This is a genomic window from Streptomyces sp. TOM-9, assembly GCF_056858595.1.
The window spans coordinates 434,253-458,736 of sequence record NZ_JBXEQB010000001.1 but is presented as its reverse complement, the minus strand read 5'-3'; the positions used below and the strand labels follow the sequence as shown (position 1 = coordinate 458,736).

24 protein-coding genes are annotated in these 24,484 nt (G+C 74.2%); 14 read left to right on the top strand and 10 right to left on the bottom strand.

What is annotated here, in order from left to right; genetic code table 11:
• The first annotated feature begins 57 nt into the window (after positions 1-57).
• Positions 58-759, top strand: coding sequence for a nitroreductase family protein (locus AC1VWI_RS02130; RefSeq protein WP_499509162.1), 702 nt, complete (start codon positions 58-60; stop codon positions 757-759).
• A gap of 21 nt (positions 760-780) precedes the next feature.
• Here the strand turns inward: AC1VWI_RS02130 and AC1VWI_RS02125 are convergent, their stop codons facing one another.
• A complete protein-coding gene (locus tag AC1VWI_RS02125; protein WP_499509161.1) occupies positions 781-1,953 on the bottom strand; it encodes a PP2C family protein-serine/threonine phosphatase in 1,173 nt (390 codons plus the stop codon).
• A gap of 210 nt (positions 1,954-2,163) precedes the next feature.
• Between AC1VWI_RS02125 and AC1VWI_RS02120 the strand changes: the two genes are divergently transcribed.
• The 5 genes from AC1VWI_RS02120 (at position 2,164) to AC1VWI_RS02100 (ending at position 7,653) form a co-directional block, all read left to right on the top strand.
• Positions 2,164-2,676 carry a 4-hydroxylaminobenzoate lyase gene (locus AC1VWI_RS02120; protein WP_499509160.1) on the top strand — a complete coding sequence of 171 codons (513 nt, stop codon included), beginning with the start codon at positions 2,164-2,166 and terminating at the stop codon, positions 2,674-2,676.
• A gap of 9 nt (positions 2,677-2,685) precedes the next feature.
• On the top strand, positions 2,686-3,858 hold the full coding sequence (locus tag AC1VWI_RS02115; protein WP_499509159.1) for a hypothetical protein: 1,173 nt from the start codon (positions 2,686-2,688) through the stop codon (positions 3,856-3,858).
• A 119-nt stretch (positions 3,859-3,977) separates the two neighbouring features.
• A complete protein-coding gene (locus AC1VWI_RS02110) occupies positions 3,978-4,841 on the top strand; it encodes an acyl-CoA thioesterase (protein WP_499509158.1) in 864 nt (287 codons plus the stop codon).
• A gap of 30 nt (positions 4,842-4,871) precedes the next feature.
• On the top strand, positions 4,872-6,251 hold the full coding sequence (locus AC1VWI_RS02105; protein ID WP_499509157.1) for a CoA transferase: 1,380 nt from the start codon (positions 4,872-4,874) through the stop codon (positions 6,249-6,251).
• Positions 6,252-6,369: 118 nt separating this feature from the next.
• On the top strand, positions 6,370-7,653 hold the full coding sequence (locus AC1VWI_RS02100; protein WP_499509156.1) for a M48 family metallopeptidase: 1,284 nt from the start codon (positions 6,370-6,372) through the stop codon (positions 7,651-7,653).
• A 12-nt stretch (positions 7,654-7,665) separates the two neighbouring features.
• Here the strand turns inward: AC1VWI_RS02100 and AC1VWI_RS02095 are convergent, their stop codons facing one another.
• Both AC1VWI_RS02095 and AC1VWI_RS02090 read right to left on the bottom strand, forming a co-directional pair.
• Positions 7,666-8,487, bottom strand: coding sequence for a DUF1684 domain-containing protein (locus AC1VWI_RS02095; protein ID WP_499509155.1), 822 nt, complete (start codon positions 8,485-8,487; stop codon positions 7,666-7,668).
• A 312-nt stretch (positions 8,488-8,799) separates the two neighbouring features.
• Positions 8,800-9,360: a TetR family transcriptional regulator gene (locus tag AC1VWI_RS02090; RefSeq protein ID WP_499509154.1), complete on the bottom strand. Its 561-nt coding sequence runs from the start codon at positions 9,358-9,360 to the stop codon at positions 8,800-8,802.
• Positions 9,361-9,458: 98 nt separating this feature from the next.
• On the opposite strand from AC1VWI_RS02090, the gene AC1VWI_RS02085 reads away from it, so the two are divergent.
• Positions 9,459-10,391 (top strand): oxidoreductase, encoded by a 933-nt coding sequence (locus AC1VWI_RS02085; RefSeq protein ID WP_499509153.1) that lies wholly within the window; start codon positions 9,459-9,461, stop codon positions 10,389-10,391.
• 52 nt (positions 10,392-10,443) lie between these two features.
• Here the strand turns inward: AC1VWI_RS02085 and AC1VWI_RS02080 are convergent, their stop codons facing one another.
• The gene (locus tag AC1VWI_RS02080; RefSeq protein ID WP_499509152.1) at positions 10,444-11,016 is read right to left on the bottom strand and encodes a DinB family protein; all 573 of its coding nucleotides are present in this window, start codon (positions 11,014-11,016) and stop codon (positions 10,444-10,446) included.
• A gap of 70 nt (positions 11,017-11,086) precedes the next feature.
• Here AC1VWI_RS02080 and AC1VWI_RS02075 point away from each other — a divergent pair, with 70 nt between their 5' ends.
• The gene (locus tag AC1VWI_RS02075; RefSeq protein WP_499509151.1) at positions 11,087-11,731 is read left to right on the top strand and encodes a class I SAM-dependent methyltransferase; all 645 of its coding nucleotides are present in this window, start codon (positions 11,087-11,089) and stop codon (positions 11,729-11,731) included.
• 3 nt (positions 11,732-11,734) lie between these two features.
• Here the strand turns inward: AC1VWI_RS02075 and AC1VWI_RS02070 are convergent, their stop codons facing one another.
• Genes AC1VWI_RS02070 through AC1VWI_RS02060 form a run of 3 tightly spaced genes read right to left on the bottom strand, consistent with a single transcriptional unit; the run spans position 11,735 to position 14,134 of the window.
• Entirely contained in the window at positions 11,735-12,457 is a 723-nt protein-coding gene (locus AC1VWI_RS02070; RefSeq protein ID WP_499509150.1) for a hypothetical protein, read from the bottom strand.
• Positions 12,458-12,484: 27 nt separating this feature from the next.
• Entirely contained in the window at positions 12,485-13,147 is a 663-nt protein-coding gene (locus AC1VWI_RS02065; RefSeq protein WP_499509149.1) for an MBL fold metallo-hydrolase, read from the bottom strand.
• A gap of 39 nt (positions 13,148-13,186) precedes the next feature.
• Positions 13,187-14,134: an alpha/beta hydrolase gene (locus tag AC1VWI_RS02060; RefSeq protein ID WP_499509148.1), complete on the bottom strand. Its 948-nt coding sequence runs from the start codon at positions 14,132-14,134 to the stop codon at positions 13,187-13,189.
• A gap of 182 nt (positions 14,135-14,316) precedes the next feature.
• On the opposite strand from AC1VWI_RS02060, the gene AC1VWI_RS02055 reads away from it, so the two are divergent.
• Positions 14,317-15,234 (top strand): helix-turn-helix domain-containing protein, encoded by a 918-nt coding sequence (locus AC1VWI_RS02055; protein WP_499509147.1) that lies wholly within the window; start codon positions 14,317-14,319, stop codon positions 15,232-15,234.
• 7 nt (positions 15,235-15,241) lie between these two features.
• On the opposite strand, the gene AC1VWI_RS02050 is transcribed toward AC1VWI_RS02055, so the two are convergent.
• Complete coding sequence (locus AC1VWI_RS02050; protein ID WP_499509146.1) at positions 15,242-15,634, bottom strand: DUF1330 domain-containing protein; 393 nt, start codon at positions 15,632-15,634, stop codon at positions 15,242-15,244.
• 245 nt (positions 15,635-15,879) lie between these two features.
• Here AC1VWI_RS02050 and AC1VWI_RS02045 point away from each other — a divergent pair, with 245 nt between their 5' ends.
• From AC1VWI_RS02045 to AC1VWI_RS02030, 4 genes are all read left to right on the top strand, one after another.
• Entirely contained in the window at positions 15,880-16,752 is an 873-nt protein-coding gene (locus AC1VWI_RS02045) for an oxidoreductase (RefSeq protein ID WP_499509145.1), read from the top strand.
• A 112-nt stretch (positions 16,753-16,864) separates the two neighbouring features.
• A complete protein-coding gene (locus tag AC1VWI_RS02040) occupies positions 16,865-17,566 on the top strand; it encodes an SDR family NAD(P)-dependent oxidoreductase (protein ID WP_499509144.1) in 702 nt (233 codons plus the stop codon).
• A gap of 217 nt (positions 17,567-17,783) precedes the next feature.
• Positions 17,784-18,626: a prephenate dehydratase gene (locus AC1VWI_RS02035; protein WP_499509143.1), complete on the top strand. Its 843-nt coding sequence runs from the start codon at positions 17,784-17,786 to the stop codon at positions 18,624-18,626.
• Between the two features lie 412 nt (positions 18,627-19,038).
• Positions 19,039-20,016 carry an alpha/beta fold hydrolase gene (locus AC1VWI_RS02030; RefSeq protein ID WP_499509142.1) on the top strand — a complete coding sequence of 326 codons (978 nt, stop codon included), beginning with the start codon at positions 19,039-19,041 and terminating at the stop codon, positions 20,014-20,016.
• Between the two features lie 27 nt (positions 20,017-20,043).
• Here the strand turns inward: AC1VWI_RS02030 and AC1VWI_RS02025 are convergent, their stop codons facing one another.
• Together AC1VWI_RS02025 and AC1VWI_RS02020 are read right to left on the bottom strand one after the other, a co-directional pair.
• Complete coding sequence (locus AC1VWI_RS02025) at positions 20,044-20,991, bottom strand: DUF8832 domain-containing protein (protein WP_499509141.1); 948 nt, start codon at positions 20,989-20,991, stop codon at positions 20,044-20,046.
• A gap of 140 nt (positions 20,992-21,131) precedes the next feature.
• Entirely contained in the window at positions 21,132-23,645 is a 2,514-nt protein-coding gene (locus AC1VWI_RS02020; protein WP_499509140.1) for a SpoIIE family protein phosphatase, read from the bottom strand.
• Positions 23,646-23,834: 189 nt separating this feature from the next.
• On the opposite strand from AC1VWI_RS02020, the gene AC1VWI_RS02015 reads away from it, so the two are divergent.
• Entirely contained in the window at positions 23,835-24,398 is a 564-nt protein-coding gene (locus AC1VWI_RS02015; RefSeq protein WP_499509139.1) for a GNAT family N-acetyltransferase, read from the top strand.
• The last annotated feature ends 86 nt before the right edge of the window (positions 24,399-24,484 follow it).

The window sequence follows — 24,484 nt, the reverse complement described above, 5'->3', positions numbered from 1 at the left end:
TCGCGTTACAGTAAATAGCTGTAACGTAACTGTCGCTCGCGCCCTGGGAGTTGACCGGTGGACGTCTACGAAGCTCTCTACACGACCCGGATCATGCGCCGCATGAAGCCGGATGCCATCCCGATGGAGAGCCAGTGCCGGATCCTGGACGCCGCGATCCGGGCGCCCAACGGCGGCAACACGCAACGCTGGCACTTCCTCGCCGTCGACGACCCCGGGCTCAAGGCGCGGCTCGCCGAGCTCTACGCGTCCTGCCGGCAACGGGAGTACGCCGACATCGAGGCCGGCCGGCTCGGTACGGCACCGCACGAGGACCCCGCACGGCGGGCGCAGTCCCTGGGGCGCATCAAGAGCTCCGGGGACCACTTCGTCGAGCACTTCGCCGAGATCCCCCTGCTGGTCTTCGTCTTCGCGGTGGACGACCACGGCGGCGCGAACATCTACCCGGCCATCTGGAGTTCGCTGCTGGCCGCGCGAGCCGAGGGCATCGGCGGCGTGCTGACCACGGTCCTGCGCTACGAGGCCGACACCGTCTGCGACCTGCTGGGCGTGCCCACCGCGGACGGCCGGCGGATGATCGCGATGCCGGCGTTCGGGTATCCGCTGGGCCGCTGGCGGGTCGCCGCCAACCGGCGTCCGGTCCACGAGGTCTCGTCGCGCAACCGGTGGGGCGCGTCGTTCGGGGCCCGGGTGCCCGAGCCCCTGTGGCCGCCGGACGCTGACGGTGCCCGCATCGAGCTGGACGGCCCGGCTTCCTGAGCGGGGCGGCGCGGCCATGCGTCAGCCCGCGGGCGGGCACTGCACGGCCACCAGCGCCACGTCGTCGTTGAGCCGCCCGTCCGTGTGGCGGAGCAGGTCCGCCAGGACTTCCTGGAGCAGGGATTCCGGGTCGCACGCGGCCGTGTCCCGGGGGATCCCGAGGTCGGCCACGGAGTAGAAGGCGCCCGAGCGGTCCCGGGCCTCGGCGAGGCCGTCGGTGTAGAGCAGGAGCAGGTCGCCCGGGGCGAGCCGGAAGCGGTCCACGTGGTAAGCGGCGGGGTCGAGGCCGGCCAGGCCGAGCGGCGGCGCGGGCGCCGGGCCCGCGAGGGCGGCGATGCGGCCGTCGCGCAGCAGCAGCGGAAACGGGTGCCCGCAGCTCACCGTGCGCACGAGGCCCCCGCCGGCCGGGAACTCCACCAGCAGTGCGGTGATGAACCGCTCCGGCGCGTCGGCGTCGGCCTCGGACGCCTCGGCCACATGCCGGCGCACGCTGCCCTCCAGCGCCGCGGCCAGGCAGGGCAGGGTGGGGTGCTGGTGCACCGCCTCGCGGAAGGCGCCGAGCAGCGCCGCCGTGTCGTCGAGCGCCTGCAGGCCCTTGCCCTTGACGTCACCGATGAGGAGCCGGGTGCCGTACGGCGTCCGAGCCGCGGCGTACAGGTCGCCTCCGACCTCGGCCATCGTCTCGGCCGCCCGGTACGCCGAGGCGACCCGCAGGCCCTCGATCCGTCGGGGAAGGGGCCGCAGGACGACCTGCTGCGCCGCCTCGGAGATCGCCCGCAGTTGCCTCGCCTCCCGGCGGTTGCGGTCGCGGGTGTTGCAGAACGCGATGAGGAAGACGGAGACCACCAGCAGGGCCGCGACGTGCGTCGGCAGGACGGGGGAGCGGAGCAGCCCGTCATGGACGTCGCAGGTCACCGCGGCCACCAGTGACAGCGCGGCCACCGCGGTGGTGGCGCGCGCCGTCGAGATCGCCGCCATCAGGGCGGGCGCGGCGATGAGCAGGGACGCCAGGTGCACGTCGGAGGGCGCGAGGAAACCGATCGTCGTGATGATCAGTACGAGTGCGACGGGGGTGCCGACCTCGGACAGCCGCCAGGCCCGCCATGCCCGCCAGGACCTGGACCGCTTCCGCCCGCGGAGCGCCGTACGGCCATGGGTGTGATGGCTCCCCGCACGCTTGATGGGTTCGTGCACGGGCCTCGCCTCCTCGACCGGCCCGCCGCCCCACGACGGGGGATACGGGCACAGCGGAAAATTCATTACAGATAGGGACTGTAACGCTGATCGCTGTCCGGGGGATTCCGTCCGAATGTTTCATTACAGCCATTGACGATAACGAAACCGGCTGCCACGCTGGCACCGACGGGGTGCGACGGCCACCCCGGGCGCCGAGGAGGACGGACGATGGATCACCGACGCGAGCTCATCGAGCGCAGCATCCCGTTCCTGGACGCGGTCAGGAACCGCACCGCGGGCGAGGAACTCGAGGGCTGGCTGAACGACACCCACGGTCCGCACAGCGAGCTGTACGGGCACCTCTCGCGCCTGATCAAGCTCGGCGTCGAGGAGGGCTGGGCCGCGAACGCCGAGGTCGACGGCCCGGACTACCGGCGCAGCCTCATCGCACCGCCCTCGGCGGAGACGCAGTACTTCAGCATCACCGCGGTGTACATGAACAGCCGGGCCCGCTACCGGGGCCAGTACCACGCCCACCCCTACGGCGAGATCAACCTCGTGGCGCCCGTCGACCGTGACGCGCAGCTCGCCGGCCCCAGCGGCTGGCAGGGGCCGGGCTGGACCGCCCCCGCCCCCGGCAGCCACCACTACCCCGAGGTCCGCGGCGGCGCCCTCATCGCGCTCTTCTACCTGCCCGCCGGGCGTATCTCGTACGACATCACCGCGCCGCGCGGCCACTAAGGTGCGGGTGTGGATCCGGGAGAACTGCGACGACGTCAGGCCACCGCCGGGCACGTACGGCGGCAGGCCGCGCCCGATGGTCCGGTGACGGTCCCGGCGCGTCCGGTCGGCGCGGCCGAACTGCCCGGCGCGGCCGCGGTGGCGGGCGGCCACGCGCTGCTGCGGCATCCCGGCGGCGTGCACCACGCGCTGCTGCACCAGGACGACGCCATCGTGCTGGTCGATTTGGAGGCCGCGTTCGCCGGCCGGCCCGCCGTGCTCGCCTCCTTCGCGGACCCCTGGCCCGGGTGGCGGAACAGCGCGTGCGCGGCGCGTGCCGGCGGCGGCCTCGTCGTGCTCTCCGGGCAACGATCGGTGCTGGCCGTGGACTCCGGCGGCCTCACCCGATGGGAGTACCGGCACGGTTGCTGGGGCGACGGGCCCCATCGGCACGACGGCCCCGAGCCGTGCCCGGGTCACTTCAGTGGATCCGTGCAGGTCGGCGCGGACGGCCGGCTCGTCTGGGCGCACGTCCTGCCGGACATCGACCACGGAGACCCGGAGGCCGACTCGTACGAGCAGTGGGTCGTCCTGGACGCCGCCGACGGCACCGTCCTCGGCCACGCACGGGTCGAGGGCGGCTCGCAGGGCTCGCACCAGCTCCCGCCCCCCGACGGCTCCCGGATGATCCTCGCGACAGGCCAGGGCCAGGACGGCTCCCCGGCCTACGCCGGCCACTGGGACGGCTCGGCGCTCACCGTCGGGGAGGTCGGTGACGGCTTCCGCATCCCCGTCGCCGTGCACCCCGGCGGCCGGGCGTTCCTGAGCACACCGCACGGCCACGAACCGCTCCAGCTGCACCGCTTCCCGGACGGCCGTGTCCTCATGGACCGGGACGCCGCGGACCTCGCGGGCGGCGACGGGAACACCGGCGACGACGGTCCCGAACCGGCCTGGGACTTCGTCGCCGGCTTCGTCGACGGACACACCGTGATCGCCGGTGCCTACGACGCCCGCCACCACCGGGAAGCATCCCGGCACTGGCTGCTGGACGCGCTGACCCTGCGCCCGCTCGGCGCGGTCGCCTACCCGGACCAGGATCCGGACCAGGGCGATCACCCCGTCGCGCTCGGCGACGGCACCTGGCTCACCCTGGCCGCGGGCGGCACCACCCTCAACCGCTGGGCCCTGCACCGCCCGTGACCAGCGGGGCCGGTCCGACCCCGCCGGGTCCGCGCAGGTCGGCGGCCCTACCATGTGCGTCATGCACACAAGTGGGCGAGCGGTGAGCGCCCGGCCGTACGCACCCTGGCGGTGAACCCATGCAGCAGAACGTCCCGGACCCGGCCGAGGCGGCCACGTCGTTCACGGAACTGCTGACCCTGGAACGGCTGGAGGAGAACCTCTACCGCGGCTTCTGCCACGCCGGGATGCCGCTCCGGGCCTTCGGCGGCCAGGTCGCGGCGCAGTCGCTGATCGCGGCGGGCTCGACCCTGGCCGCCCCCGACCTGCTGGTCCACTCCCTGCACGGCTACTTCATCCGCGCGGGCCGTACCGACCGGCCCATCGTCTACGAGGTCGACCGGACCCGGGACGGACGCTCCTTCGCCACCCGGCGGGTGGTCGCGATCCAGGACGGCGAAGCCATCTTCAGCCTCTCCGCCTCCTTCCACCGCCCGGAGGACAGCGACGAGCACCAGGCGGACGCGCCCGAGGCGCCCGGGCCCGAGGGACTGCCCGAGCTGTGGGAGCTCGGGCGTGCGCGCCGGGGAGCGTCCGTCTTCGAGGCCGTCCTGGAGTCCCGCTGCGTGGGCGACCCCGACAAGGGACTGCCCAGCATCGGGCAGGGACCGCGTCAGCAGTTGTGGGTCCGCACCCGCGACGCCCTGCCCGGAGGGCCGTTGCTGCACGCCTGCGCCCTGACCTACTTCTCCGACATCCGGCTGCTCGCGACGGCCGGCCTGCCCTACGCCGACCACCCCGGCGTGCGGCAGGCCGCATCGCTCGACCACGCCGTGTGGTTCCACCGGCCGTTCCGCGCCGACGAGTGGCTGCTGTTCGCCATGGAGAGCCCGACGTACGCGTCGTCCCGGGGCCTGGCCCGGGGTCAGTTCTTCACCCGGGACGGCCGCCTGGTCGCCTCCGTCGTGCAGGAGGGGCTGTACCGGCGGCGCCCGCCCCGCTGAACGGCCGCCCTCCGAGGAAGGAACGACACGATGCAGCAACTGCCCGACCGCCCGACCGCCGAGGCCTGGGAGGCCCTCGGCGGCGCCCCCGAGCGGGCGGAACACGTGGCGTACCGGGAGGTGGCCGGAGTGCTGCCCGCCCGGCTGCCGGTACGCCGGATGGCCCGGGCCACGGTCGGGGTCTGCTCCCTCGCCGCGGCCGAACTGCTCGCGCTGCGCTCCGGCGGGCCGCCGCCTGCGGTGCTGGTCGACGAGGGGGCGGTGGCCACCGCGTTCGTGAGCGAGCGGCACCTGCGGATCGACGGCCGGGCGGCCACGTCCTTCGCTGCGCTGTCCGGCTTCTGGCGCACCGCGGACGGCTGGGTGCGCACCCATGCCAACTACCCGCACCACCGCGCCCGGTTGACCGCCGCCCTCGGTCTTCCCGACGGTGGCGACGGCGGCGACGAGGACGCCCTGGCCCGACGGCTGGCGGAGGAGCTGGCCGGGCGCAAGGCCGCGGAGGTCGAGGAGACCGTCTACGCGGCGGGCGGACTGGCCGTCGCCGTACGGGACTCGGGCCCGGGGACGCCGACGCAGCCGCTCGTGGAGACCGAGCGCACCGACGACGCTGCGGTGCGCCCCCTGCCTCCGGCGGGGCTGCCCGCGGCGGGTGTCCGCGTGCTCGACCTGACGCGGGTCATCGCCGGACCGGTCGCGACGCGCACGCTGGCACTGCTGGGCGCGGACGTGCTGCGGGTGGACAGCCCCCGTCTGCCGGAGGACGAGTCGGCCCACGCCGACACCGGCTTCGGGAAGCGGTCGGCGCGGCTCGACCTCTCCGGTCCCGACCGGACGGTCCTCGAAGGCCTCCTCGCCTCCGCCGACGTGGTCGTGACCGGCTACCGCCCCGGCGCACTGGACCGCTTCGGCCTCTCGCCGGAGGCGCTGCGCGAGCGGCGGCCGGGGCTGGTCGTCGCCCAGCTCCGCGCCTGGGAGCGGTCCGGTCGCTGGGCGGGGCGGCGCGGCTTCGACAGCCTGGTGCAGGCGCGCTGCGGCATCGCCTCGATCGAGGCCGGACCGGACGGCCGCCCGGGCGTCCTCCCCGCGCAGGCCCTGGACCACGGCACCGGCTACCTGCTGGCCGCGGCGGTCCTGCGCGCTCTGGCCGACGCCCGCCGCCACGGCGGCGGAAGGCTGCTGCGGCTGTCGCTGACGGCCACGGCCTCCTGGCTGACGCACGGCATCGGCCCGGGCGACGCGCAGACCGGAACCGGTGGGGACCACGACCCCACGCGCCGGCTTGCCGTCGCCGACTCCGCCTACGGACGCCTGGTCCACACCCTCCCGCCCCTGGGCTACCACGGCGCCCCGGCCGACTGGACCCGCCCCCCGGGGCGCTGGGGCACGGATCTGCCGGTCTGGCGGTGAACCACACGGGCCCCGGGTGAACCCTTCGCCCGGGAGCGGGCGGTGGCCCCCGGGCGCGCGGAGCATCCGCACCGCCACTACGATGCCCCGCCTCGAGATGATCAAGGGGAGGGGCGGCATGGAGACAGGCCGGGGAAGACCGTGCCCGCAGTGCGGGCAGCGGCTGACGGAGGACGACCGGTTCGTCGCCTGGTGCGCGGCGTGCGACTGGAACGTGCGGGGCGGAAACGAGGACGACGAGGAGCACGACGGCCCCGTCGACGCGTTGCGACGGCGCCTGTCGCGGGCGTACGGCGAGGAACTGTTCGCCAGGATGACGTCGGAACGGCCGCCGAGGCCCGGCCGCGGCGCGGCGTACGTCGGCGCCTACGCGATCGCCGGCCTCGTGCACCTGCTGACGCTGGCCGTGGCAGGCGCAGGTGTGTGGCTCCTGGTGACGGGCTGGCGGGCGATCATCCCCGCCGTGCTGGGCGTCCTGTTGCTGGGCCTGGCATGGCTGATGCGTCCGCGGCTGGGGCGGATGCCGCGGCACGGGGACGGGCTGCACCGGGCGGACGCGCCCGCCCTCTACGCGCTGCTGGACGAGGTGGCCGACGCCCTCGGAGCACCACGGGCGGACGTCGTCGTGGTGGACGCCCAGGTCAACGCCTCTGTCCACGCGGTCGGCCTGCGCCGTCGCAAGGTGCTGACGATCGGACTCGGGCTGTGGGAGGTGCTGACCCCGCAGCAGCGGGTCGGTCTGCTCGGCCACGAGTTCGGTCACTTCGTCAACGGCGACACCGGCCAGACGCTCGTCATAGGCTCCGCTCACCGCACGCTCGTCGAGTGGTACGTGCTGCTGCGTCCGCAGCAGGACACCAGCGGCCTGGGAATGATCGAGACCGCCGCACGACTGCTCATGTTCCTACCCGCTTCCGCCGTGCTGCTGCTCCTGCACGTCCTGGCACACCTGACCCTGCGCGCCAGTCAGCAGGCCGAGTACCTCGCGGACGATCTCGAAGCGCGGATCGGCTCGACGGAGGCGGCCATCGGGGAGCTCGACGTCCTGCTGCTCGCCGACGCCATCTCCTTCTGGCTCGACCAGCAGTACGTCACCGCCGGAACCGTGCACCGCGCCACACGCGGCGCCGACAGGGAACCCGACGAGGCGGTCTGGGAACGGCTCAAGGAGTACGTGGCGTCGATTCCCGCGCACGAGCTGGAGCGGCGGCGCCGGTTGTCCGCCCTGACCGCCCACGTCGAGGACCAGACGCACCCGCCGACCCACCTGCGCCGCGCCGCCGTCGAGCGCCGGGAGCACCATCCGGCCGCCATCGTGCTGGACGTCGCGCGGAACAAGGAGGTCGACGCCGCGCTGGACCCGGCCCGCCGCCGGCTCGGCCGGGAGGTCCTGCGCGGCTGAGCGACCCCGGGTTCAGGCCCGGCCGCCCCGCTCCAGGGGGATCCTCTCGCCCGCCTCGACGGCGAACGGCAGCCGGTTGCCGGCGGGCGGGAGGGGGCAAGTGGCGAGGTCGGTGTACGCGCAGGGCAGGTTGGCCGCCCGGTTGAAGTCCAGGCTCACCCTGCCCCCGGCGTCCGGCGGGTCGATCTGCAGGGAGCGGTTCGCCGCGTAGGTGGTCACCCCGGACGTCGCGTCCGTGAACAGCGCCATCAGCGCGCCCGGCCGCGAGCCGTTGAAGACGGTGAGCCGGTACGTCGTGCCGGCCACGTCGAACTCCACGTGGCCGGGGGAGTCGTAGACGTGCTCCAGGCCCTCGACCGTCGCGCCCACGGTCACCGGGCGCGGGACGTCGTAGGGCACGAACCGGCCCTCGCGGACCCAGCGGGGATCGGGCGCGTAGGCGGGCGTCCCGGTGAAGCCGGTGCGCAGCGGGTTGTCGGGGTGGCGTGGGCGCAGGATGTCGTGCCCGCCGCGCTTGGCGACCTCGACGACGGCGTCGCCGAAGCCGGCGTGGACACCGTCGCGCTCGCCGATGACGCCGAAGTCGTACCGGCCTCGTACCGGCGTGCCGTCGACGGTCAACTCCTCGTCGTCGCCCAGCTCGACCACCACATGGCCGTCGGCGACCGACCAGGTGCCGGGGGCGTCCTCGAAGCGTTCCGGTCGCGGTCCCAGCCAGCGCAGGCTGGTGATCGCCAGGAAGCCGTGCGGACCGGCGAGCACCTCCTCCTTGGCGCGGTGCCAGCGCTCCCACTGCTCGGTGAAGCCGGTGCGTTCGACGTCCTGAGCGGTCATGTCCGCTGCTCCCTCGCGTGGCGGTGTACTTCTCCGCCCCGTACAACCGCCGCGGCCCGCGAGGTCATCCCGGCTGCCCCCCGACGCAGCGGCCCGCCCGGTCGGCGTGCGAGGACGACCGGGCGGGCTCCGCTTCCCAGGCTGCCCTGTGGCTGATCGCCGCGCAGGCCGGAAGCCGCCGCGATTGCGCCGGACGGGGTGGGGGCCGCCGCGTGGCGCGAGCGCGGCGTCAGGACGGGCAGGGGCCAACCTCCGCGCCGCGTGGGGAAGGTGCGCGCGGGGGACGTGCGCCCCTCGCGCAAGGACGTCGGATCAGGGGGCGACGAGCTGCCGTACCGACTCCACGACGACCCGCCTGCGCTCCGGTGCCGGGACCAGGGAGCGGACGTCCTCCCCTTGGCGCTGCCACATGTTGGCGACGACGAGGACGAGGGCGAGGAGTTCGCCCGCGCCCATGCGGTCGGTGACGGTGCCGCGCCGCTGCGCGTCCTCGACCGCGGCGACCTTGTCGGCCATGGAAGCAGCCACGACGGGCCGGACCTCGCGGTCGTCGCCGCGTTCGAGGGCGTACCAGGCCACGAAGCGCATGACCTCGGGGTGGTCGAGGCCCGCGTCGTGGAGGCGGCCGGCGTAGCCGGGCAGGTCGTCGGCGTCGATCGGGATGCCGGCCACGGCCTGTTCGACGACGGCGTCATAGACGGCCTCGAACAGGCCCTCCTTCCCGTCGAAGAAGGAGTAGGTCAGGCCGGGGCTCACCCCGGCGCGTCCGGCGATCCGGTCGACCCGCGCCCCGGCGACGCCGTACTCGGCGAACTCGGTAAGCGCCGCCTCCAGCAGCAGCCGCCGCTTCAGCTCCGGATCACGTGTGCGCATGCACGCATCCTCGGCTATTGAACGTTCATTTGACAACTCGGTCAGGGCGGGGCACTGTCGAGCTATTAAATGAACGTTCACTTGATAGGAGCCCGAGCATGCCCGCCACCACCGCCCCCACCCCCCACTGGACCCCCGACGCCATCGCCGACCAGCGCGGCCGCACCGCCCTCGTCACGGGCGGGAACAGCGGCATCGGCCTGGAGACCGCACGCGTGCTCGCAACCCACGGCGCCCGCGTGATCCTCGCCGGACGCCGCCAGGACACGCTCGACGCCGCGGCGGCCGCCCTCGCCGCCGAGCAGCCCGGAGCCGACGTCGGCACGGTCGTCGTCGACCTCGGCAGCCTCGCCTCGATCCGGCGGGCGGGCGAGCGGCTTGCCGCGGGGCCCGGGGCGGTCGACCTGCTGATCAACAACGCGGGCGTCATGAACGTGCCCGAGCGCCGCACCACCACCGACGGCTTCGAGCTGACCTTCGGCACCAACCACCTCGGCCACTTCGCCCTGACCGCCGGGCTCATGCCGGCCCTGCTCCGGTCGCCGGCGGCCCGCGTCGTGACCGTCAGCGCCGTCGCCGCGCGATGGCGCAGCGGCCGGCTCGACGACCTCAACAGCGAGCGCCGGTACGGAGCGATGGGCGCCTACGCCAAGTCCAAGCGCGCCAACGTCGTGTTCACCCGGGAACTGGCGCGCCGCCTGGCGGGCACCTGCGTCGAGGCGGTCGTCGTCCATCCCGGTTCCGCGATGACGAACCTGCAGCGGCACAGCAGCGGCCCGCTCGCCCGGATGGTCGTCGCCGTCGCCTCGCGGGCGCTGATGGGGTCGTCCGAAGGCGCGGCCTGGCCGTCGCTGTACGCCGCCACCAGCCCCGACGTCCGCAGCGGGCAGTTCATCGGCCCCGCCGGGCGCGACCAGACCTCCGGAACCCCCGTTCCGGTCCGGCTGCCGCGCGGCGCGGACGACCCGGCCGAGGGCGAGCGGTTGTGGACGGAGAGCGAGCGGCTCACGGGCGTACGGTTCCCCGCCTGAGCGCCGCCGCGTCGCGCCGTCGGCCCACCGGCGCGTCGCCCGCCGGGGTCCGTCAGCCCGGCGGGTCCTCGCCGACGAGCCCGTCGACGGACTCCCGGATGAGGTCGGCGTGCCCGACGTGCCGGGCGTACTCCTCGATGAGGTCGACGAGGATGCGCCGCAGGCTCGGTGACCGCCCGTCAGCGGTGGTCCAGCGGCCCAACTGCCCGAGGTCGCCCACCGCCAGGGCCTCGCGGACCACGCGGCGGGAGCGGGCGACCGCGCCCTGCCAGAGCGCCATGAGCTGTTCGGGGCCGTCCTGCGCCGCGGAGTGCCAGTCCCACTCGGGGTCGGCGCGCCAGTCCACCGTGTCCCACGGCGCACCCGGCTCCCGCCCGAGGAACTTCCGGGAGAACGTGGCGTCCTCGCAGTGCGCCAGGTGCTTCAGCAGGCCGCCCAGCGTCACCGACGAAGCACCGACCGTCGCCCGCAGGCCCGCCGCGTCCAGGCCGCCGCACTTCCACGCGAAGGTCGCGCGCTGCCGCTCCAGCGAGCCCAGCAGCGTGGCCGCCTCGCCCCCGGCGACCGGCGGCTCCGGCCCCCCGGCCGGGCTCCGGCCGATCTCCCACGTGTCGTCGTCGGTCACGGCAACCGAACCTACCGGGCGCGGGTGCCGCCCGAGAACCCGTTCCCCGGGTGAACTACCGTGGCCGGCCATGGACACCGACGACTGGCTCGCGGACACCCGGACGTCTTACGACACCGTCGCCGAGGACTACGCCGACCAGGTCCGCGGCCTCCTGGACGAAACACCCTACGAACGCGCGGTCCTGGCGCTCTTCGCCGGCCTGGTCGGGAGCAGTGGCGGAGGGCCGGTCGCGGACGTCGGATGCGGACCCGGGAGGATCACGGCCCACCTCAACGGACTGGGCGTGGACGCCTTCGGGATCGACCTGTCGCCCGCGATGATCCAGGTGGCCCGGCGCGAGCACCCCGGCGTGCGGTTCGACGTCGGTTCCATGACGGACCTCGACCTCCCCGACCGCTCGGTGGCGGGCCTGGTCGCCTGGTACTCCCTGATCCACGTCCCCGACGACGCGGTCGGCGCCGTCCTCACGCACTTCCGGCGGGCCCTGCGGCCGGGCGGCCCGCTCCTGCTCGCCTTCCACGCAGGCGAAGGGACGCGACTGAAGACGCAGGGTTACGGCGGCCACCCGATGAAGGTCCGCGTCCACCTGCGCCGTCCCGAGCGGATGGCCGCGTGGCTCGGCGACGCCGGGTTCACCGTGGAGGCGCAGATGACGCTCACCTCGGCCGAGAGCAGGCTCGGGGCGATCCTCTTCGCACGCCGCGACGGGTGAGTTTCAGTGCTCGCGGTTTCCGCACTCGGCGTCGTAGAGGACGCACCCCGGCGACAGCACGCCGGACGGCGCGTGCGCCAGTCGTACGTAGGCCGCGCCGGAGGCATCCGCCGTCAGCGCCTCGATACGCACGGCCGGAAACGTCCTCTCCGGCGCCGTCGTGTGCACTTCTGCTTCGGCCCGTGTGTCGAAGGGCTTGCCTTCGAGGACCGCCAAGGCGGTCGTGGTGCCGTCGGGTTGTGGCTCGGTCTCCTCGACGGCCAGCCGCCAGTGGAGTGCGGCCTGCGCCAGTAGGCGCTTCCCGTGGATGCCGTGCGCGAGGAGGGCGCCGGCACGGCTGCGGATCTGCCGCGCGATGGCGCAGCAGAGCGGGACGTCGGTGCCGTAGGGCGTGTCCACGCGGTTGTGGCCGGCGAGCGGGGAGAAGCACAGTGCGTCGAACACGAGGGAGAGTGCCACGTCTTTGATGCGCGGGCGTCGGCCGTGCTCGACGAGGTCCAGCAGGATCGCCGTGGCGGGGTAGGCCGCGGGGAACACCATGGCGGCGTGGCCGCAGGTGAAGCCGCTGTCCCCCAGTGCCGCCGCCGCACTCCCCGTCTCGTTGGCCGTGGTCGACACGGTCAGTCGCCGCAGTGCGTCGGCCACCCGTGCGGGTTCGTCGCCCGGCCACGACGTCGGGTTGGGTATCGCCGACCAGTCCACGGCGTCGATGGCGTCCAGGATCACGCCCGCATTGTGCCGGACGGGGTGGGGTCAGAGGGACAGCGCACGCTCCAGCGCGGCCCGGTCGGCGGGTGCGCCGTGTGCGGGGAGCACGAGCTCGACCGGGAGGGCGAGCAGCGGCCGCAGGCGCTGGACGACCTGCTCGCGCGTGACGCCGTCCCGCAGCCGGTCGTTGATCTGCAGCCCGCGGCCGAAGTCGACCAGGGTGTCGCCGGGGATGACGGCCCGCACACGGCCGTCGCACAGGACCGTGTCGTTGTGCTCCCTCCCGGCGAACGCCTCGATCCCCGCCGGGAGTCGGTCGCCCGCGGCGTACAGGTGGCCACGGCCGCCGTCGCCGGTGTGCAGCCAGGCGAGGTCGGGGCTGCCGTCACCGGCCTGTTCGCGCGTGACGCCGAACTTCCGCACGAGGTCGCCGGAGGTGTCAGGCGGGGGAGTGAACACCGGTGCGTCGAGGCGCTCGACCAGGCTTCGTGTGTCGCGCTCGTGCCAGGGAGCGGTGAGCACCACGACCGGATCCCGGTCGGCGGCGAGCGCGAGCAGCCCGGCCGGCACGGACAGCGGGTCGAGGAGGAGCAGCCGGGTGCCGTCGTCGACGGCGTACGACGACACCTCCCGCGGCCACCGCTCGTCCGGCGTCCACTCCGGATGCGGCGTCTGCCGGTGCCAGACGCCGGTCGCGACTTCACGCATGCGCGGACCCCACCGGCGCACCCCTCCCGGGCGCCGGGGTCAGTGGTCCGTGGCCGGGCCCAGGTTCCGGGTGAAGAAGCCGGCGAGCTTCTCGACCGCGGGGTCGACGTACCGCTGCCGGTCGTAGAGGTCGACGTGGCCGGCGCCGTCGATCCAGTGCAACTCCTTGGGGCCGGTGGCGCGCTGGAACGCGTCGACGCTCATCCAGGCGGTGACCGCGCGGGACCCCACGACCATCAGCAGGGGGCGCGGGCCCATGAGCGGGACGGGGGCGAAGGCGTCGAAGGCCGCCATCCTGTCGATGCTCGACCAGGTGAAGAAGTCGGCCGCCCTGGGGTGCCGGGCGCGCGGGGTGCGGTAGTAGTCGAAGCCCTCGGCCCCGTGTTCCCCGCCCAGTGCACGGGCCTGGTCCGCGGTGTCGGGGAACAGGGTCAGGACGGGCGGCTCCTCGCCGCGGGCCTCGGCGGTACGTGCGCCGGCAGCGGCCTCCAGCATGCCCTGGAACACGGCCGCGTCCTGGGTCCCGTCCGCGCCCAGGCGGAACTGGCGGGAGACGTCGACCGCGCTGACGGTGCCGACGGCCTTGATCCGCCGGTCACCGGCCGCGGCGGGAAGGACGTAGCCGCCGGAGGCGCAGATGCCGAGGGCGCCGATGCGTCCGGTGTCGACGTCGTCGCGGGTGGTGAGGTAGGAGACGGCCGCCTTGAGGTCCTCCACCCGCTGGGCGGGGTCCTCCAGGCCGCGGGGTTCGCCGCCGCTCTCGCCCTGGTGGGCCGCGTCGAAGGCGAGCGTGACGAAGCCCTTCTCGGCCAGGCGCCGCGCGTAGAGTCCGGCGGTCTGCTCCTTCACGCCGGTGCCGGGGTGGCCGACGACGATCGCGGGCCGCGGGGCCTGCGCGTCGGGGGCGTCGGGGGAGTGGCCGGGGGTGTAGAGGTGGCCGGCGAGCGGGATGCCGGCGCTGTCGAAGGTGACGGTGGTCTTGGCCACAGGGTGCTCCGTGTTCGCTGTCGTGGCGGGCCGCGCCCGTTCGGCGGGCCCTCTGCCGCCCGGGACCGTGCCGGGCACTTTCGACCCTCCGTCCCGGCCGGGGTGGGCAAAAGAGGCGGGTTCCTGCCGGGGGAGAAACGTGCCCCCTCACAGCAGGGGGAGCGCGCGGGAGAATGGGGCACATGACTGCGGCATCTGGTCCTCGCGAACTCGGAGCCTTCCTCAAAGCCCGCCGGGCGCAGCTGGCACCGGACGAATGCGGTCTGCCGCCGGCGGATACCGGGCGCAAGGTCGCGGGTCTGCGCCGTGAGGAGGTCGCGCAGCTCGCCGCGATCAGCGTCGACTACTACACGCGGCTCGAGCAGGGCCGCGTCCGGGCGTCGGCTTCGGTCCTCGCCCCCCTGGCCCGTGCGCTGCGCCTCGACGACGACCAGCAGAGGTACCTGTACGAGCTCGCCGGCAAGGCCGACGCGCAGCCGCGGCGCCGCCGTCCCGCGCAGGGCGTGAGGCCCGCGATGCGGCGTCTGCTCGACCAGCTCACGGCGACGCCCGCCGTCGTCCTCGGCAAGCGGCTGGACGTCCTGGCCTGGAACGACGCCGCCGCGGCCCTGTACACCGACTTCTCGGCGGTCCCGCAGGGCCGGCGCAATTACGTGCACCTGCTCTTCACGCACCCGACCGTCCGCGGCATGCACCGGCAGTGGGAGCACGATGCCCGCGACGCCGTCGCCGCCCTGCGCATGCAGGCCGCCGCGGAGTCCGACGATCCCGAACTGGCTCGTCTCGTCGGCGAGTTGTCGGTCCAGGACGCCGACTTCCGCACCTGGTGGGCGGAGCACCGCGTCATCACCACCAGCTACGGCACCAAGCACTACCGGCACCGCCTGGTCGGTGACCTCACGCTCGACTGCGACACCTGGAGCAGTCCCGACGGCTCGGGTCAGCGCCTCATGGTGCTGACCGCCGAGCCCGGCAGCCCGTCGTACGACGCCCTGCGCATCCTGGCCTCGTGGACGGCCGGGCAGCCGGGCGCGAACGAGGCCGGGGACCGGGCACACCAGCGGGGCGGGATCGACCCGCCCCGGCCAGGGCGCCTCTGAGCCTGCGTCAGCCGTCCGCACCGGACGCACCGGACGCACCCGATGGGCCGGACGCACCGGCGACCGACGCCCGGACCTGCCGGGCGAAGCCCGCGACGGTGTAGTCCGCGGGAAGACCGTCGATCAGCACGAGGTCGGAGATCGCGTTGCGGGTGCGCAGCGGCAGGATCTCCTGGTACTCGGGCGAGTTGTACCAGTCCTGGGCCGCGGCCCGGTCGGGGAACTCCAGCAGGACGACCAGGCCGGGCCAGGCGCCCTCCACCACGGTCGGCTCGCCGTTCGCGAGCCACGTGCCGCCGTAGGGCCGCAAGGTGGCGTCGACGCGCTCCAGGTAGGTCAGGCCCTCGTCGTTCGGGACGTCGCCGGGGATGCGCAGGTGGTTGATCAGGTACGTGCTCATGTCGGGCCTTCCGGGTGGGTGCCGTCGCCGGTCGTCGTGACCAGGCGACGTGACGGACCGGCCGGATCGCCGCGCGACGCGCCGCACGGACGCCGGGATGCGTCCTGGCGGGTGAGGTGGCTGGTCCCCTCACCCCCAGGAACAGCGGGGCACTGCCACCCGCGCCGCACGCCGCGCACAGTGGAGGGCGGCCGGAGCCGGCCGGTTCGTCACTCCCCCCCACACCACTGCGCGAAAGGCGACACATGAGCAATGCCAGGAATCTCCCCGGCGGTGCGCTGCGGCTCGCGGACGACCTCGTCATCAGCCGCATGGGCTACGGCGCCATGCAACTGGCCGGTCCCGGTGTCTTCGGTCCCCCGAAGGACCGCGACCAGGCCCTCGCCGTGCTGCGGGAGGCGGTCGAGCTGGGGATCACCCACATCGACACCAGCGACTTCTACGGTCCCGCGGTGGTCAACGAGCTCATCAAGGAGGCGCTGCACCCCTATCCTGACGCCCTGCGCATCGCCACCAAGGTCGGCGCACGCCGCGACGGCACCGGCGGCTGGATACCCTCCCTGGAGCCCGACGACCTCAAGGTCCAGGTGCACGAGAACCTCCGGCGCCTGCGGCTCGACACCCTCGACGTGGTCTACCTGCGCCTCGGCTCCGTGGAGGGCACCGGCGACGACCCGATCGCCGAGGAGTTCGGCGCCCTCGCGGAACTGCGCGAGCAGGGCCTGATCCGGCACCTCGGCCTCAGCGGGGTCTCCGACGCCCAGCTGACCGAGGCGCAGTCCATCGCCCCCGTCGTGGCCGTGCAGAACCTCTACAACCTGGTCAAGCGGCAGGACGACGCCCTCGTCGACCGGTGCGCGGCCGAAGGCATCGCCTTCGCCTCCTTCTTCCCGCTCGGCGGCTTCACCCCGTTCCAGTCGGGCGAACTCGCGGGCGTGGCAGCCCGGTTGGGTGCCTCGCCGCAGCAGGTCGCGCTCGCCTGGCTGCTCCGCCGGTCGGCGACCACCGTCCTGATCCCGGGTACGTCCTCGCTCGCGCACCTGCGCGAGAACGTCGCCGCGGCCGCCCTGGAACTGCCTGCCGACGCCGTCGCGGAACTCGACGGCATCGCCGGCTGAACGGCACCCCACTCGCGCCACCCCGCCCACCCCCCACCGTTTCCCACCACACCCCCCGACACGCCGGCGCGCGGTCACCCGCGCGTCGCGAGCACCAGCAAGGGAGCACCCCATGACCATCACGCTCGTCACCGGCGGCAACAAGGGCCTCGGCCGCGAGACCGCCCGCCGTCTGATCAAGCTCGGGCACACCGTCTACATCGGCTCCCGGGACGCCGCCCGCGGACGTGCGGCCGCCGACGAGCTCGGCGCGGAGCTGCTCCTGCTCGACGTCACCGACGAGGCCTCCGTGACCGCGGCGGCCGAGGAGCTGCGGCGCCGCGAGGGCCGGCTCGACGTCCTGGTGAACAACGCGGGTGTCTTCGAGGGCATGGTCGGCGCCGCGGAGGCCTCCGGCGCCCACGTGGCGACCGTCCTCGACGTCAACGTCGTCGGCCTGGTGCGCGTGACGCACGCCTTCCTCCCCCTCCTGGGGGAGTCCGCCGAGCCGGTCATCGTCAACGTCAGCAGCGGGCTCGGCTCCTTCGGCACGGTCCTCGACCCCGGGAAGAACGAGTCGCGGTACGTCACGCCCGTCTACTCCGCGTCGAAGGCGGCGGTGAACATGCTCACGGTGCAGTACGCCAAGGGCCTGCCCCACATGCGCGTCAACGCCGTCGAGCCCGGGTTCAGCGCCACCGACCTGCACGGTCTGAGCGGGCACGGCATCCAGACCCCGGAGGAGGGCGCCGAGGCGATCGTGCGCTACGCCACGGTCGGCCCGGACGGCCCGACCGGCACCTTCGGCGACCTGACCGCGCAGTTGCCGTGGTGATGATCTCCGCGCCGGCCGCCGGGGCCGGCGCGGAACCCACGGGCGGTGGGGGCCGCCCGTGGGCCACCCGCCCGCGCCCGGGGTGAGCCGGGGTCCCGGTCCGGCCACGGCCGTCCGGCCCTCGGACGGGAACGAGGTGCGCGCGCGGCGCGCAGTAGCATGCGAGGACGGCCCCGCCGCACGCACCGCCCACCGATCCGGAGATACCGACGCGCACATGGTGACCATCGCCTACCAGGGAGAACCCGGATCCAATTCCGCCGCCGCGGCCCGCAGGCTGTACCCCGAGAGCCGGGAGCTGCCCTGCACGACGTTCGAGCAGGCGCTGGAGGCAGTCGCGGTGGGGAGCGCGGACCTGGCCGTGATCCCCGTGGACAATTCCGCCGCCGGTCGCGTCGCGGACGTCCACCACCTGCTGCCGGAGGCGGACCTCTCGATCATCGCGGAGTACTTCCTGCCGATCCGCTTCGACCTGATGGGCGTGCCCGGGGCCACGCTGGAGGACGTCGTGTGCGTCCGCAGCCATGTGCACGCCCTGGGGCAGTGCCGGAAGATCATCCGCGAGGGCGGCTGGCAGACGCTGGTGAGCGACGACACCGCGGGCGCCGCCCGCGAGGTCGCGGAGCTCGGCGACCCGCGGCACGCGGCGCTCGCCCCGCCCGGCGCGGCGGACCTGTACGGGCTGCAGGTGCTGCGCGGCGGCGTGGAGGACACCTCCGACAACACCACCCGCTTCGTCGTCCTCTCCCGCGAAGCCGTGTTCCCGCCGGACTCGGGCACGCCGATGATGACCAGCCTCTTCTTCTCGGTGCGCAACATCCCGAGCGCGCTCTACAAGGCGCTCGGCGGCTTCTCCAGCAACGCGGTGAACCTCACCAAGATCGAGAGCTACCAGGTGGGCGCGGGGCTGAAGGCCAGCCGCTTCTACATCGAGATCGAGGGCCACCCGGAGGAGAGCAGCGTGGCCCTGGCCCTGGAGGAGCTGCGCTTCTTCTCCTCCGAGGTGCGGATCATGGGCGTCTACCCGGCACATCCGCACCGCTTCCTGGACCACGACTGACGCAGGATCCGGCTCCGCGGCACGAGGACTCCGCCGATGGCGCGGAGCGTCCCGGCGGCCGCGTTGTAGCTGCGCTCCGTTACCGCGATGCGGCGGCCGGCGGTCGACGTACCGAGCAGGAAGAGCGTCGCCAGGCCGGTGCCGCGGCAGCCCCCCGCGCTCCCTCATGTGGCCGGGCGTGAGACGGGAGATGAGATGGACGAGGCCGTCGCCGTCCGACCCGGAACCGCCCTCGCGGCCGGGCCGCGCGGTGCGTCCAGCGGGCCGCACACCCCCTCGGGGCGGCCTTCACCCCGACGGCCCATGGCCGTGACCCGGTCGGCATACGCGGCCGGGCCTGTCGCCGCCGAGCCGTGAACACTCAGGTGCCGTAGGGCCCCCGCCCTGAGCACCGAGGAAAGCGAGATACGGCATGGCGGCAACTCTGGATTCCCGCTCGCGGCGTCGCATACGCCGCGCCCCCGTCGCCGCGGCCGGCTGCGCCCTGGCCTTCTGCGCGTCCGCCGCGGCCCCGGCCGCCGCGGACGGGGACACGACCGGGACGAAGCCGACGGTGGTCCTGATCCACGGGGCGTTCGCGGACGCCTCCAGCTGGAACGGGGTGATCGAGCGGCTCGAGAGCCGCGGCTACCCCGTCATCGCCCCCGCGAACCCGCTGCGCGGGCTGTACAGCGACTCCACCTACATCGCCTCCGTACTGGAGAGCATCAAGGGCCCCATCGTCCTGGCGGGCCACTCCTACGGCGGCGCGGTGATCAGCTCCGCCGCGGCGGGGAACCCCCAGGTGAAGTCGCTGGTGTACGTCTCCGCGCTGATGCCCGACGTCGGTGAGAGCGGGATGTCGCTGTCCGAGCGGTTCCCCAGCGCGCTGGGCACCGCCACCAAGTCCGTGCCGTTCCGGGCGGGCGGGGGAGTCAGCGGTACCGACCTCTACCTCAAGCGCGACAAGGTGCACCCGGTGTTCGCCGCCTGCCTGCCGGAGAGCCAGGCGAACCTGCTGGCGGTCACCCAGCGGCCCGCGGCCACCACCGCGTTCTCGGAGAAGGCCAAGGTCGCGGCCTGGAAGACGATCCCGTCCTGGGCCCTCGTCGGCCGCCAGGACATGACGATCAACCCGGACCAGGAGCGCTTCCAGGCGGAACGTGCCCACTCCCACACCGTGGAGCTCGACACCTGCCACGTGTCCCTGATCGCACGGCCCGACGCCGTCGCCGACCTGATCCTCCAGGCCGCCACCGCCGCCGAGTCCGGTCGCCCGGCGCTGGCCGACACCGGGTCCGGAGAACACCGGCCCGACGTCGGCGCTCTGGCCGGCGCCGCCGGGGGCGCGCTGGCCGCCGGCGCGGCCGCCTTCCTCGGCGCCCGTCGCCTGCGGCGCCGCTCCGGCTGAGGGGCCTGCCGCGAGCCACGCCCGGCGTCAGTGGCCGTGGCCGTGGCCGCCCGTCCCGCCGCCGTCCGTGCCGGCATGGCCGTCCTCCGGGCCGGCCGTGACCGTGAACGCGGCGGTGCGGACGGTTCCTTGGTGCTTGAAGTCGAGGAAGAGCCGGTACGTGCCCGCGCTCGGGGCCGTGGCGGTGAAGGAGACGTCCGGCCCGGGCGCGGTTGCGCCGTCGCCCGGGGCGCCGCCCGGGTGCACGTGCAGGTAGGCCAGGTCGCCGGCGCGCAGGGCGACCAGGTGGCCGTACGCACCGAGGTAGGGCTGCAGGTCGGTGACCTCACGGCCGTCCTTCGTCACCGTCAGCCGGAGCTCCCGCGCGGCGCCGGGTTGCAGGCCGCCGTGGAGCGTCACGGTGTAGCCGTCCACGGTCGCCGTCCGGGAGACCGGCGCGGGGCTGCCGGGCCGGTGGTCCCCGGCCACGGAGAGGTCCGCGCCGAGCGTGAGGTTCCGGCTGCCCTTCGCGGCGGGGGTGAAGTCGGCGAAGATCCGGTGGTCCCCGGCGCGGGGGAGGCTGACGGGGGTGCTCCACGTGCCGTCGGCGGCCCGGACCGGATGCAGATGGCGGTAGGACGTCAGGTCGCGTGAGACGACGATCAGGTGCAGCTCCTTCTCGTGGGCCCGCCGGTACGAGGTGAGCGGGTGGCCGTCGGCGTCGCGTATGAGGAAGCGCAGTTCGGCCGGGCGACCGGAACCGACGTGTGGCGTGCGCAGGTCGAGGGTGTAGCCCGCCTCGCTGGTCGCCAGGCCTCCCGCGGGCTGGGCGGCGCCCTCGTCGTCGGCGGTGTCGTGCGCGTGTCCCGGCCCCGGCGCGTTCGCGCCGGCCGCCGGTGGGCGGACCGGGTCGAAGGCCGCACCCACGCCGTAGGCGGTGCCGAACGAGGCCGCCAGGGCGACGGCGAACGCGGTGATCTTCGTTCCGGTGTTCAAGGCTGCTCCGTGGGTGGCGTGGCGTGGGGGAGGCGTGCCGGGTGGGCGCGTCGCTCCACGCTATACCCCCTAGGGGTATGTGCCAAGGTGCACGAGGGCGGTACCGGGATACGGGGTGGGGGTATGCACGGCCGTGGCCGTCAGGCGGGCGCCAGGACCTGTTCGGTCCAGATCGTCTTGCCGCGCGGATGGTGACGGGTGCCCCACTGCTGGGCGAGCTGCGCCACGAGGAGCAGACCCCGCCCGCCCTCGTCGTACGTACGGGCACGGCGCAGGTGCGGGGTGGTGTTGCTCGTGTCCGTGACCTCGGTGATGAGCGCCGTGTTGTTGTGGATCAGGCGCAGCTGGATGGGCGGCTTGCCGTAGCGGATGGCGTTGGTGACCAGCTCGCTGACGAGCAGTTCGGTGGTGAACGAGGTCTCCTCCAGGCCCCACGTCGTCAGCTGCGACGTGGTGTGGTGGCGGGCGTGCGCGACGGTGGCGGGGTCGTTGGGCAGCTGCCAGGTGGCGATGTGGTCGGAGGGCAGGGTGCGGGTCCGGGCGACCAGGAGGGCGATGTCGTCGGTCGGGCGGTGCGTGATGAGGGTGGTCAGGACCCGGTCGCAGACCGTGTCCAGCGACGAGGTCGGGTGCGCGAGGGCCGTGAACATCTTGTCCAGGGACTGGTCGATGTCGTTGTGGTGCGGGTCCAGCAGCCCGTTGGTGTAGAGGGCGAGGACCGTGCCCTCGGGGAGGTTCGTGGTCATCGTCTCGAACGGGAGCCCGCCCAGGCCCAGCGGGGGGCCGGCGGGGACGTCCAGGAAGTGGACGGCGTGGTCGGGGGTCACCACGGCGGGCGGAGGGTGCCCCGCACGGGCGAGGCTGCACTGGCGCGAGATCGGGTCGTACACCGCGTACAGGCACGTGGTGCCGATCCCGCCCGCGGTCTCCGCGTCCTGGTCCTCCCCGGCGTCGTCGGAGCAGAGGTGGATCACCAGGTCGTCGAGGTGGGTGAGGAGCTCGTCCGGTGGCAGGTCCACGTCGGCAAGGGTGCGCACCGCAGTGCGCAGCCGCCCCATCGTGGCCGACGCGCGGATGCCGTGCCCGACGACGTCGCCGACCACGAGGGCGACACGGGCGCCGGACAGGGGGATCACGTCGAACCAGTCGCCGCCCACCCCGGCGTGCGTCGTCGCGGGCAGGTAGCGCGTGGCGATGTCCAGGGCGTCCTGCTCGGGCAGGGTGTGCGGCAGCAGGCTGCGCTGCAGCGTCATCGTCGTCGTGCGCTCGCGGGCGTAGCGGCGGGCGTTGTGGATCGCGGTGGCGGCCCGGTGGGCGAGCTTCTCGGTGAGGGCGAGGTCGTCGGCGGTGAAGGGGACCGGGTTGCGGTGGCGGCTGAAGACGGCCAGCCCGAGGGTGCCGCCGCCGGCCGTGAGGGGGATCGCGATGACCGAGTGGGTGCCCGCCTCGCGGATCCACGCGGCCCGGGGGTCCTGGGCCGCCCAGCGGGCGAGGGTGGCCTCGGTGATGTCGTACAGCGCGGCCTTGCCGGTGGCCAGCGTCTGCGCGGGAGGGGACCCCGGGGGGTAGGTCGCGGTGTCGCCGAGGGCGATGAGGGCCTCGGGGGTGCCGGGCAGGATGGACCTGGCGGCAGTGCGGGTCACGGTCACCGGACCGTCCGACCCCGCGGCCCGGGCGCCGCTGGAGGGCTCGATCAGGTCGACGGCGGCGTAGTCGGCGAGCTCGGGCACCGCGAGGTCGGTGAGCTCCTGAGCGGTGCGGGTGGTGTCCAGGGTCGTGCCGATGCGGGTCGCGGCGTCGTGCAGGAGCTGCGAACGGCGCCGCACCTCAGGGTCCTCCGCGGCTGGGTGCGTGGTGAGCACCACCCCGCTCACCGTCCCCGCGGGGTCGGTGAGCGGGGTGAGGGTCGCCTGCAGGGCGTGCTCCCCGCCGGCGCCGTCCCCCGGCGCGGTGCCCGGGCGGCCGTCGTCTCCGGTGGCGATGGAGCCGTCCGCGGTGAAGGGGGCGGGGGCGTGCTGCGGGCGCCCGCTCGTCAGGACGCTCCGCATGTGGGCTTCCGTCTGCCGGGCCGTGTCACCGGGGGCGAGGTCGGCCGGCCGCAGGCCGCGCATCTCGGCCTCGCGCAGTCCCAGGGTGTCCTCGAAGGCGGCGTTGGCCCGCGTCAGCCGCAGCCCGGTGTCGAAGACGGCCTGCGGGCAGGGGGACTGGGTGAACGCCCAGCCGCACACCGCGTCGTGCGCCGGCGGGTCGCCGGTGGACCCGGGGACCGCCGCGACGACGAGCCAGCCGCTCTTGTCGTGCCCGTCGCCGTTGTTCCCGGGCCCGGTGTCGCCCGGCGGCCGGCGGGCCGTCTCGCGGTGGTGGGCGAGCAGGCGCAGGCGCAGGGTGTGTCCGTCCCGGTGGCGGAGCGCGAGGGTCCCGGCCCAGCGTGGCGTGGAGGGGGGCGGCGCGTGCGGCGGGGGTCCGGCGAGCAACAGCGTGGCGGGATGACCGATGATCTCGGCGGGCGCGTGGCCGAGCAGGTGGTGGGCCTGGGCGCTCCAGCCGGTGACGATCCCGTGGTCGTCGAGCGTGGCGGAGGCGGTGTAGGCGGTGGCGCCGTCGGTCCCCAGGGATTCCGGCTGTCCACCGGCGGCGGTGGGAAGTGGCTCCATGGCTGTCATCTCGCCCTCGCTAGGTTTCTTTCCCCCGCGGCGGCGGGGGAACCGGGCTCGGCCAGGGCATCCACTGACCAGCATCGTGCCTGTGACGGGTGAGCACCAACGCAACGGGCGGGGCGGGCGCCTGGAGGGACGTCGGGAGGGACCTCGGAAGGCGTGCCCCGGCATGAGAGCATCGCGGGCATGTTCCCGGAGACCTCCCGGCTGCGCGTACGCCGATTCCGCCCCGCCGACGCGCCGGCCCTGGCCGTCTACCGGTCCGACCCCGCCGTCGCCCGCTACCAGGGCTGGAGCGAGCCGGTGTCCCCTCAGGCGGCCGCGGACCTCGTCGCGCGGTTCGCCGCGGGGGATCCGGAGGAGCCCGGCTGGTTCCAGTACGCGGTGGAGCTCGCCGCCACCGGCGAGCTGATCGGCGACATCGGCGTGTGCCTGCACGACAACCGGATGCAGGCCGACCTCGGTTTCACCCTGGCCCGCGCGCACCAGGGCCACGGCTACGCCACCGAGGCCGTCACCGCGCTGCTGGACCGGCTCTTCACCGTGAGTAGCCTGCACCGCGTCTCCGCCGAGTGCGACGCGCGGAACACCGCCTCGGCGCGTCTGCTGGAGCGTGTCGGGTTCCGGCTGGAGGGCCGTCGCGAGGCCCACACCTGGATCAAGGGGGAGTGGACCGACGACCTGCTGTTCGGCCTGCTCGCCACCGACTGGGAGACGCCTCACCCGGGCACCGGACGCGACGGGGAATGACGACGGGGAATGACCGCTTCCGGTTCACGGTTGGACCAGGCGCGGGAGACCTGTCGCAGGACTCCACGGGGACGCGGAGCGGTCCG

What these genes read in the sequence shown, in the direction of transcription:
- AC1VWI_RS02120 (WP_499509160.1), top strand. Translation starts at nt 2,164, where the DNA reads ATGGATCACCGACGCGAGCTCATCGAGCGCAGCATCCCGTTCCTGGAC.
- AC1VWI_RS02110 (WP_499509158.1), top strand. Translation starts at nt 3,978, where the DNA reads ATGCAGCAGAACGTCCCGGACCCGGCCGAGGCGGCCACGTCGTTCACG.
- AC1VWI_RS02105 (WP_499509157.1), top strand. Translation starts at nt 4,872, where the DNA reads ATGCAGCAACTGCCCGACCGCCCGACCGCCGAGGCCTGGGAGGCCCTC.
- AC1VWI_RS02100 (WP_499509156.1), top strand. Translation starts at nt 6,370, where the DNA reads ATGGAGACAGGCCGGGGAAGACCGTGCCCGCAGTGCGGGCAGCGGCTG.
- AC1VWI_RS02095 (WP_499509155.1), bottom strand. Translation starts at nt 8,487, where the DNA reads ATGACCGCTCAGGACGTCGAACGCACCGGCTTCACCGAGCAGTGGGAG.
- AC1VWI_RS02090 (WP_499509154.1), bottom strand. Translation starts at nt 9,360, where the DNA reads ATGCGCACACGTGATCCGGAGCTGAAGCGGCGGCTGCTGCTGGAGGCG.
- AC1VWI_RS02085 (WP_499509153.1), top strand. Translation starts at nt 9,459, where the DNA reads ATGCCCGCCACCACCGCCCCCACCCCCCACTGGACCCCCGACGCCATC.
- AC1VWI_RS02075 (WP_499509151.1), top strand. Translation starts at nt 11,087, where the DNA reads ATGGACACCGACGACTGGCTCGCGGACACCCGGACGTCTTACGACACC.
- AC1VWI_RS02065 (WP_499509149.1), bottom strand. Translation starts at nt 13,147, where the DNA reads ATGCGTGAAGTCGCGACCGGCGTCTGGCACCGGCAGACGCCGCATCCG.
- AC1VWI_RS02055 (WP_499509147.1), top strand. Translation starts at nt 14,317, where the DNA reads ATGACTGCGGCATCTGGTCCTCGCGAACTCGGAGCCTTCCTCAAAGCC.
- AC1VWI_RS02050 (WP_499509146.1), bottom strand. Translation starts at nt 15,634, where the DNA reads ATGAGCACGTACCTGATCAACCACCTGCGCATCCCCGGCGACGTCCCG.
- AC1VWI_RS02045 (WP_499509145.1), top strand. Translation starts at nt 15,880, where the DNA reads ATGAGCAATGCCAGGAATCTCCCCGGCGGTGCGCTGCGGCTCGCGGAC.
- AC1VWI_RS02040 (WP_499509144.1), top strand. Translation starts at nt 16,865, where the DNA reads ATGACCATCACGCTCGTCACCGGCGGCAACAAGGGCCTCGGCCGCGAG.
- AC1VWI_RS02035 (WP_499509143.1), top strand. Translation starts at nt 17,784, where the DNA reads ATGGTGACCATCGCCTACCAGGGAGAACCCGGATCCAATTCCGCCGCC.
- AC1VWI_RS02030 (WP_499509142.1), top strand. Translation starts at nt 19,039, where the DNA reads ATGGCGGCAACTCTGGATTCCCGCTCGCGGCGTCGCATACGCCGCGCC.
- AC1VWI_RS02020 (WP_499509140.1), bottom strand. Translation starts at nt 23,645, where the DNA reads ATGGAGCCACTTCCCACCGCCGCCGGTGGACAGCCGGAATCCCTGGGG.
- AC1VWI_RS02015 (WP_499509139.1), top strand. Translation starts at nt 23,835, where the DNA reads ATGTTCCCGGAGACCTCCCGGCTGCGCGTACGCCGATTCCGCCCCGCC.